The sequence below is a fragment of the Ruegeria sp. BC6 genome, from assembly GCF_056539185.1.
This window is the reverse complement of the sequence record NZ_JBQFUM010000001.1, coordinates 1,398,720-1,408,245: the sequence shown is the minus strand read 5'-3', so window position 1 is coordinate 1,408,245 and position 9,526 is coordinate 1,398,720. Positions and strand designations below refer to the sequence as shown.

Below are 9,526 nucleotides of genomic sequence, written 5' to 3'. Positions count from 1 at the left end.
AGCAATCACCTCTAACTGTTCCGGCTTTTTCCCGGGTCGCGAGTGCGATAGCCTGCCTCGTATGAGCAGTACTCCTCGATTCATCCACCTCCGAGTTCACACCGAATACTCCCTTCTTGAGGGGGCGGTGCGCCTGAAGAAACTGCCAACGCTGTGCGAGCAGATGGACATGCCGGCCGTTGCGGTGACGGACACCAACAACATGTTCGCGGCGCTGGAATTCTCGGTCACCGCAAGCGGTGCGGGTGTGCAGCCGATCATGGGCTGCCAGGTTGATCTGGCGTATATTCAGGCGCAGCCGGGGGAAAAACCCAAGCCCCCCGCGCCGATTGTACTGCTGGCACAGTCTGAGACGGGGTACGAGAACCTCATGAAGCTCAGCTCGTGCCTCTACGTGGACAAGGGCGGGCAGCTGCCGCAGGTCACGCTTGAGGAGTTGGCTGCGTATTCCGATGGGCTGATCTGCTTGACCGGCGGACCGGACGGCCCCGTTGGCCGCCTGTTGCAGCAGGGCCAGCGTCCGGCAGCCGAGTTGTTGGTAGATCGGTTGGCCGCGATGTTCCCTTATCGGCTTTATGTCGAACTGCAACGTCATCCCGGCGAGGATGGCCAGCCCGAGGCCGAGCGCCTGACCGAGCGCGGCCATGTGGAAATGGCCTATGCCAAGAACCTGCCTCTGGTGGCCACGAATGACGTCTATTTCCCGACCTCGGATATGTACGAGGCGCATGATGCGCTGATCTGCATTGCCGAGGGTGCCTATGTCGATCAGCAGGAAGGTCGCCGCCGCCTGACCGCGCAGCATTACTTCAAATCGCCGCAGGAAATGGCCACGCTCTTTGCCGATCTGCCCGAAGCGATCGAAAACACGGTCGAGATTGCCAAACGTTGCGCCTTCATGGCCTACAAGCGGGATCCGATCCTGCCGAAATTCGCCGATGACGAGGTCGAGGAGCTGCGCCGCCAGGCCAACGAGGGTCTGCAGGCCCGACTGGCGGTGATCCCGCACGCTGTCCCACCCGAGGAATACCAGAAGCGTCTGGATTTCGAATTGGACATCATCGAGGGCATGGGGTTCCCCGGTTACTTCCTGATCGTTGCGGACTTCATCAAATGGGCCAAGGATCATGACATCCCCGTCGGTCCGGGCCGGGGCTCGGGCGCGGGCTCGCTGGTGGCCTATGCGCTGACCATCACCGACCTCGACCCGCTGCGCTACAGCCTGCTGTTCGAACGCTTCCTGAACCCCGAACGGGTGTCGATGCCCGACTTTGACATCGACTTCTGCATGGACCGCCGCGAAGAGGTGATCCGGTATGTTCAGCAGAAATACGGCCGCGACAAGGTTGGCCAGATCATCACCTTCGGCGCGCTCTTGTCCAAGGCCGCGGTGCGCGACATCGGGCGGGTGCTGCAGATGCCCTACGGCCAGGTGGATCGCCTGTCCAAGATGATCCCGGTCGAAGGCGTCAAGCCGGTGTCGATCGAGAAGGCCCTGAAAGACGAACCGCGCCTGCGCGAAGAAGCCCGCAACGAAGAGGTGGTCGATCGCCTTCTGACTTACGGCCAGCAGGTCGAGGGGCTGCTACGCAACGCTTCGACCCACGCCGCTGGCGTGGTGATCGGCGACCGGCCGCTGGACGAGCTGGTGCCGCTCTATCAGGACCCCCGCTCGGACATGCCTGCCACCCAGTTCAATATGAAGTGGGTCGAACAGGCCGGCCTGGTGAAATTCGACTTTCTGGGCCTCAAGACTCTGACGGTCATCCAGAACGCCATGGACCTGATCTTCAAGTCCGGACGGCCATTGCACGTGGCGGCCGACGGTCGGCAGCTGTACGAGTCGGCCGAGGGGGCCGAGAACCAGATCAACGCCATCCCGCTGGATGACCCGGCCACCTACAAGCTCTATTCCGCGGCCAAGACCGTGGCGGTGTTCCAGGTTGAAAGCTCGGGCATGATGGATGCGCTCAAGCGCATGAAACCCACCTGCATCGAGGACATCGTGGCGCTGGTCGCGCTCTACCGTCCCGGCCCGATGGAGAACATCCCGACCTATTGCGAGGTCAAGAATGGCCAGCGCAAGATCACCTCGGTCCACCCGCTGATCGACCACATTCTGGAAGAAACGCAAGGCATCATCGTCTACCAGGAGCAGGTGATGCAGATCGCGCAGGTCATGGCGGGCTACAGCCTCGGCGGCGCCGACCTGCTGCGCCGCGCGATGGGTAAAAAAATCAAAGAGGCGATGGACGCCGAGCGCCCGAAATTCGAGGCCGGGGCAGCCGCGAACGGGGTAGATGCCAAGAAGGCGTCCGAGGTGTTCGACCTGCTGGAGAAATTCGCCAACTACGGCTTCAACAAATCTCACGCGGCGGCCTACGCGGTGGTCAGCTATCAGACCGGCTGGCTGAAGGCGAACCACCCGGTCGAATTCATGGCCGGTGTCATGAACTGCGATATCCATCTGACCGACAAGCTGGCGATCTATTTCGAAGAGGTCCGCAAGGGTTTGGAACTGCCCTACGTGCCGCCTTGCATAAACCGGTCGCAGGCAACGTTTGATGTGGTGGATGGCAAGCTGGTCTATGCGCTGGGCGCGCTCAAGAACGTGGGCGTCGAGGCGATGAACCTCGTGGTGCAGGGCAGGGGCGACAAGCCGTTCGTCAACCTCTTTGACTTTGCCCGCCGGGTCGATCTGAAGAAGGTCGGAAAACGGCCGCTGGAGATGCTGGCGCGCGCGGGCGCCTTTGACGAGCTGGACAAGAACCGCCGCCGGGTGTTCGAAAGCCTCGAACAGCTGGTGCAGTATTCCGCCGCGATCCACGAACAGAAGAACTCGAACCAGGTCTCGCTGTTCGGCGAGGCGGGCGACGACCTGCCCGAACCGCGCCTGTCGAAATCGCCCGACTGGCTGCCCGCCGAACGGCTGAGCGAAGAATTCAAGGCGATCGGCTTCTACCTGTCCGGCCACCCGCTGGACGACTACATGCCGGCCCTGAAACGCAAGCAGGTGATGACACTCGACGAGGTCACCGAAAAGGCACGCTCGGGTCCGTTGATCGCCAAGATGGCCGGTGTGGTCGCCGGGCGACAGGAGCGGAAATCGGCCAAGGGCAACCGGTTCGCCTTTGCACAGCTGTCGGACCCGACGGGGGCGTACGAGGTGACGCTGTTCTCGGAAACCCTGGAGAAATCACGCGAATACCTGGAAACCGGCGCGCAGGTCGTGCTGACGGCCGAAGCCACGATGGAGGCTGACCAACTGAAGCTGCTGGCGCGCTCGGTCGGGCCGGCGGATTCAGTCGTGGCCGAGGCCGGCGCGACCGGGCTTCGTATCTTTCTGGACCAACCACAGGCGCTGTCGACGGTCGCCAGCGTTCTCGCGGATGCTGCAGGGGCGGCCAAAAACGCCTCGAAAGGGCCGATCCATTTGTGTCTGCTGGATCCGGGTTTGCCGGGCGAGGTCGAAATGGACCTGGGGCAGGAGTTCCCGATCAATCCCCAGATCAAGGGTGCCATCAAATCACTGGATGGGGTCTTGTCCGTCGAAGAGGTCTAGGGTGGCGGTCCCGCCCAACCCTAGTAGTCACGCTCGAAGAAAATCCCGATGCCGGTATCGCCGCGCCCATCTACGGTGCCGCGCACTGTCACGCTGTCGCTGACGTCCAGGTTCAGGTTCACCTCGGTGTCGCCTTCGGTGTTCACGGTGAAATCGGTGTACAGGTTGTCACTCAGATAAGCGCCGGCGCCCAGACGCCCGCCGCCGCCCTCGGTCGCGCCGACGTCGACGGTATCTACGCCCGTGGCGTCCCGAACGCCCTTGGTGGCATCGCCACCGGCACCGCTCAGCTGGGCCAGCGACGCGGCCATCTGGGCAATGACAAACGGGGACAGTTCGGAAAAGCGGTTGCCGAACAGCAGCATGGCCAGCGCCTCTTCGGCGGGGCGTTCGGGGTCCGAGAACACATCGACTGTCGGAGAATCCAGCGGGCCCGCGATTTCCAACGTCGCGGTTCCATCCGAAGTGCTGGCCGAAGATTCGAACTCGATATACGGCGTCAGGTCGCCCTGCAGGCTGACCACGCCCTTGGTCAGCGCCAGCCTCCGGCCAAGGATGTCCAGATTACCGCGGATCAGTTCGATCTGGCCCGATGGGATGACGGATTTGGTGGTGCCCTTGATGAAGATCGCACCGCCCAATTCAGCATTCACACCGCGGCCCCGCACGAAAACCGCCTTGGGGGCCAACAGGCTGATGTCGAGAGAGATGCGAGAGTCCGATTGCGACGTTTCCTCTTTTTCAACCAACTGCGCCCGTTCCCGAGTGACGTAGCTGGCATTGCTTTCGTTCACGTGTTCGATCTTCGGGATCGGCGCGGCCCCCACCGCGCCAGATGCCGCGGCCAGGTTGATGTTGGTCTCGCCAAACGTGATCTGCCCGACCAGCGAACTGTTCCCTGCCAAGGCGCCCGTCATTGCGATCTGGCCGTTCAACGTGGTCTCGTACAGAAGATTGTCCGTCAGGACGAGATTGTTGATTGCAGTTGTGATCTGCGCGTTGAACGGCGGTGTAAGGTCGACCGGGCCACTGACCGTGAATCCGCCTCCGGCGCGCATGCCGCCGCGCATCGAAATCGTTGCGCGGCTGTTGGCAAGGTCTACAGTTCCTCCGATATCGGTGATGGTCTGCCCAACGCTGGGGATCGCCATCGACGTCCCTGAGGTGGTGATCTGACCACTCAGTGACTCCAGCGCCGGCTTGCCCTTCAACGCCAGGTCGAACCGGGCCGATCCGTCGATCTTGTTGGGCGTGATGAAGATGTTTGCAATGCCCAAATTGACGCCGCCCTGTGCGGAGATGTCGGCATTGCCCGAGGCTTCGTCGTAGGTTCCTTTGACTGCACTGCTGATCTCGGCCGGTCCGGCGGCGTCGGCATCAATGGTCCACACGCCGTTCTGGCGCGTTGCATTGCCTTTCGCCGTCAAGCTGCCCGGAAACTCGGGCGCAAAACGTTCGACCCGATCGAACTTGGCGTCAAAGTCCAGGTCGGCCGAGCCATCCGTATTCACGCTGCCTACAAGATTGGCGTAGGACGTCTCCGGGCCGGTCACTCTGACCGTGCCCTCGACACCGCTGGATGTGGGGGCCACATTCCCATTCACCTTCAGCGGTCCAGTCAGGGTCTGTGAAACCCGGGCGAGGTCGTCCAACGCGGCGGAGAAGCTCAGCCCGCCGCTTTCGCGGCTCAAGATGCCGGATGCGTTGGCGGACAAGGCTGTCCCTGCAAGCCGGAAGTTGCGGATGTTCAACCCTTCCTCGCCGTTCGATGCGTCGACTGTCAGCGTCGTCTGTCCGGGGATCAGCGCATCCACCGCTTGGATTCCGGTCAGAATGTCCTTTGCGTTGGTTTTGCCCTGTACATCGAAGACTTTGCTGCCACGGGCCCCTCGACCGGTCACATCCGCCGTGACCGCGCCCGCCAACGTACGGCCTGCCAGTCCGGAAAAGACGGACAGGTCGGGGGCATCGACCTGCGCTTGACCGTCAAAGGCCAGGTTTCCGGTCGGATCGTCGATGGTTGCCGCGACTTGGGCATTCAGCGCGGCTGCGTCAACGGTCGCCTTGCGAATTTCGATCCGGTCACCCGTGCGCGCGCCGTCGAAGTTCAGGACGACGCGCCCGGTCACAAGCGGATCCACCTGATCCAGGCCGGTTTGTAGGTCAGTAGTAGTCACCTGCGCAGTGCCATCAAACTCAAGGGTCTGCACGGTGCCCTTGCCATCCACTTGGGCCTGAACGGCCCCCGCAAGGTCGCGCTTGGCGAGGCCGGAGAATACCGAAAGGTCAAAGGCATTGACGCGGGCCTGGCCGTCGATGGTCAGATTGCCGTTCGGAGTGGTGACCGCGCCATCCGCCTGTGCGTTCAGGGTTTCGCCGTCGATGGTGAAAGCGCGGATCAGGATGCCGGTTGCATCCCGCTTGGCGTCCAGCGTGATGTCCGTCTCGCCCGCGATGATGGGGTCGATATCGTCCCGACCAGTGGACAGGTTTTGTCCGGAAACGGCCAGCTTGCCGTCAAAACTGCCCTCCAACGGCGAGCCCGCCCCCTCGACCCGGACCGATGCCCGGCCGCCCAGATCTAATTTGGCGACCTCAGAGAAACGAGACAGATCGGACGCCGTTACCTTTGCCGATCCGTCAATCTTCAGACCGCTTTCAAGCCCGCTGACGACAGCATCGGCGGTCGCCGAATAGTCGGTTCCCCCAAGTTCGAGACCCGAGAGTCGGAGCGATTTGTCCCGTCCGTATTCGAACTGGCCATCCAGGGTAATGCGATCGCCCACCGCTGTGTTCAGAGCAGGGTCAGCCAAGTCCAAACCGTCCAGAGAGGCTTGAAGGTCTCCGGTCAGGTCCAGACCGCCGATCTGAGTCAGGGTGCCCTGTGCGGTCAACCGCGTGTGCGCAATCTGGACTTGGGGTGTGACAACATTCTCGGTCGTCAGGCTCAGGTCCCAATGATTGCCGTTTTCGTGGTCGAACAGGGCAGAGAGCTGTGCGGCTTTGACGGATGTGTCTCCTCCACCGAATGGCAGGACCACGTCGTCCCCAGCCGGTGGCGAGATCCGTGCCTGGACGGCTGCCAGTTGCAGCGCTCCGCCTGTTCCAAGGCTGAGCTGCGCTTCCAGTTTCAAAGCTTCGGACGTGATGTCCGCCTCGGTAATCTCCAGCGCACCTTCGGCTCCGGTACGGCCATCGACATACAGGCGTGTATCCGTACCGAAGAAGGTATCCATGTTGGCGGCCAGAAATGGGGTCAGGTCGCCGCCCAGGTCGGCGGTAAAGGCAATGCCTTCGTCTGCCGCCCCTTCGGTCTTCTCGATCCCGCGCAGACGCACCTGGCCCGAGACATGGTCGACATTGTCACTGCTCAGCCCGATATCCGCCGTGAAATCGGTGATCGGACCAGACCCTTTGGCCGTCAGGCCGATGGGTGGGCTGTCCGGAATATTCAATGCGGTCGAAATCAGCCCGCCTGACGCCTCGGAGACTGCCAGGTCCAGGTCGATTTGCCGGCTTTCGTTCTGGAAACCGGCCACAAGATTTATCTGATCGCCGGCCCGGTCCAACCGGTTGATGTCCAGCCTTGTGTCCAGCGCGCCATCGGCCAGATTCAGGTTTCCGTCCACTGAAAGGTCTGCTGCAACCCCGATCAGCGGTTCGCCCAGGGACAACTCGTCGACGCGCAGTTCACCGATCTCGATCGCCACGGGCAGTTCGGGCAGTTGAAAGGGTTCGGTCTCGGCGGTGGCGGCCGGTTCGTCCGTGGTGGTCTTGCCGGGTGCGCGTGCGATGTCGATTTCTTCGGCGGTCAGGGCGTTCACGGAAAACCGGCCGCGGATCAGGGCCAGCCGGTTCCAATCCAGCTCGGCGTTCTTGATGGTCAGCCAGACACCCTCGTCGTCGGCCACCGTGATCTCCTGGATGCGTGCGCGAGAGCTCAGCGCGCCCTCCAGCCCGATGACCCGGATATTGCGGTTGTCCCCGGATAACGTGTTCTGCAGGAAATCGGTCAGCAGACCGCCGCTCTCTTCTTCTTGCGCGGCCACGGGGCCCGAAAGGGCAAAGGCGGTTGCCCCGACTGCCAGAGGATATGAAAGGTAACGCCTCAAAATGCTTGCCCGATCCCGATATAGAACTGCAGCCCGTTGCCCGTGTCACCTTGCACAGGCACCGCCAGGTCCAACCTCAGCGGGCCGAAGCCGCCCAGATCGTACCGAACGCCAAGGCCCGCGCCCGCGTGGTACTCGGCGCCACTGCCGATGAACGAGGACGTGTCTACGATACCGTAGTCGTAAAACCCAACAAGAGACAGCTTTTCAGTGACCTTGCCGCGCACCTCGCCCGACAGGCCAAGAAAGGACTTACCGCCGGCAATGCCCGTGCCGACGGGGACACCAAGGCTTTCATAGGGCTGACCGCGAACGGTGCCCGCGCCGCCGGAGAAGAACAGGAAATCCGGTGTGACACCATCCGCCGGGGGGCCGAGAATCGATCCAAGTTGCACCCGACCGGCCAGCACGATCCGGCCGCCAGTGCCCAGGCTGGTATAGGCGCGACCGTCGAAAAACAGGCGCAGCCCGGTATCCGTGCCCGAGATGCCGACAAAGGGCATGAACTGGCTGTCCAGGTAATACCCGCGGGTGGCGCTGACCTTGCTGTCGCGTTTGTCCCACTCGGACCGGAACGGTATGATGAAATACCGGAACTTGCGGCCGTCACCATAGGCGTCGTCAGCGTTCGAGATAGAAAAGCCCACAGCTGCCTCGGCGTACAACTCGTCCGAGAACGTCCGCCGCGCACCATAGGTCAGCGAGGCAACCGACACGCTGTAATTGTCGGTATTTCGGCGCTCGAGCAGCGCGCTCCAGAAGGTGTTGTCGTCGGGGCCCAGTCGGTCGGGCTGATCCAGACGCAGACCCAACCGCCCGTCGATATCCTCAGACCCGCCGATGTTTCGGATGGCGGCCTCAAAGCGCAGCCGCTGGGCGCGCCGGAACACGTTGCGGTGGGTCCACGTCGCGGTCAGGTCCAAGCCATCGCGCGAGGCCAGTTCGACCCCGAACGTCAGGCGGCGTTTGGGCAAGTCCTCGAAGGTGGCGTCGAAATCCAGCGTGCCGTCCGGGTTCGGCGTGTCCCGTTCCTGGATCGAGACGGTGCTGAACGTACCAGTCCGCCGCAGCCGTGTGCCGACCTTTTGCAACTTTTCGGGCGAGTAGACCTCGCCCGACGGGAAACCGGCGATTTTCTCGATCGAACTGTGGCGGACATCGGTGCCGCCTTCGATATACATCTTGCCGAACTTCAGGCGCGGCCCCTGATCCAGGTCGATCCGGGCGTCCAGCTGGGCCTGTGCGTGCCGGGCGATGATCTGTTGATCGCGCAGTTTCGCTTTGGCGTGGCCCGCGTCCTTCCAGGCCTGAATCCCGGCCGAAGTCGCCTGTTGAATGGCGCCGGTCGTGGCCAGCTTGCCGGGGGCAAACTCTTCGGGCAATTCGGTATCGGGGGCCAAAGGCTGAACGACTGCGGTTCCGAAATTGTACGCTTTGCCGGGGCGAATGGTGATCGTTGCCCGATTGATCTGCGCAGGAACGCTCAGCGAGCTGAGATCTGCCGCTTCTTTCCCGTCCAGCTTGATGCTGACCGACGGGCCGAAATATCCGGCATCATAGAGGATTTGTACGATCGTTCGGTAATCCGACAACGCGGCTGACAGAACTTCAAGCGGCGTGTCCAGCCCCCGGTTGTCGGCAGTCATGACCGAGGACGTTTCCTCAATCTGCTTTTTCAAGTCGTCCGACAATCCTGGCGCTGCAAGCGATGTTTCCAGTGCCATCGCACAGGTCGGGGCGAGGGCAAAAAACACACCCGCACACCAGTTCTTCAGACTGCCCCTACGTCTGCTCGCCTGCATCAAATGGCTCCACCTGTCCCGGGCCGCATTGATTTGCGCTGCTTGTCGCG

At 62.3% G+C, this 9,526-nt stretch carries 3 protein-coding genes; 1 reads left to right on the top strand and 2 read right to left on the bottom strand.

Annotated elements, in window-relative coordinates:
- Window positions 1-61: 61 nt before the first annotated feature.
- Window positions 62-3,562: a DNA polymerase III subunit alpha gene (gene dnaE / locus ACR0MM_RS06990; protein WP_480695177.1), complete on the top strand. Its 3,501-nt coding sequence runs from the start codon at window positions 62-64 to the stop codon at window positions 3,560-3,562.
- 20 nt (window positions 3,563-3,582) lie between these two features.
- Here the strand turns inward: dnaE and ACR0MM_RS06985 are convergent, their stop codons facing one another.
- Window positions 3,583-7,674 (bottom strand): translocation/assembly module TamB domain-containing protein, encoded by a 4,092-nt coding sequence (locus ACR0MM_RS06985; protein ID WP_480695175.1) that lies wholly within the window; start codon window positions 7,672-7,674, stop codon window positions 3,583-3,585.
- A complete protein-coding gene (locus ACR0MM_RS06980; protein WP_254432910.1) occupies window positions 7,671-9,353 on the bottom strand; it encodes an autotransporter assembly complex protein TamA in 1,683 nt (560 codons plus the stop codon). The genes ACR0MM_RS06985 and ACR0MM_RS06980 overlap by 4 nt, the downstream gene beginning before the upstream one ends.
- Window positions 9,354-9,526: the final 173 nt, after the last annotated feature.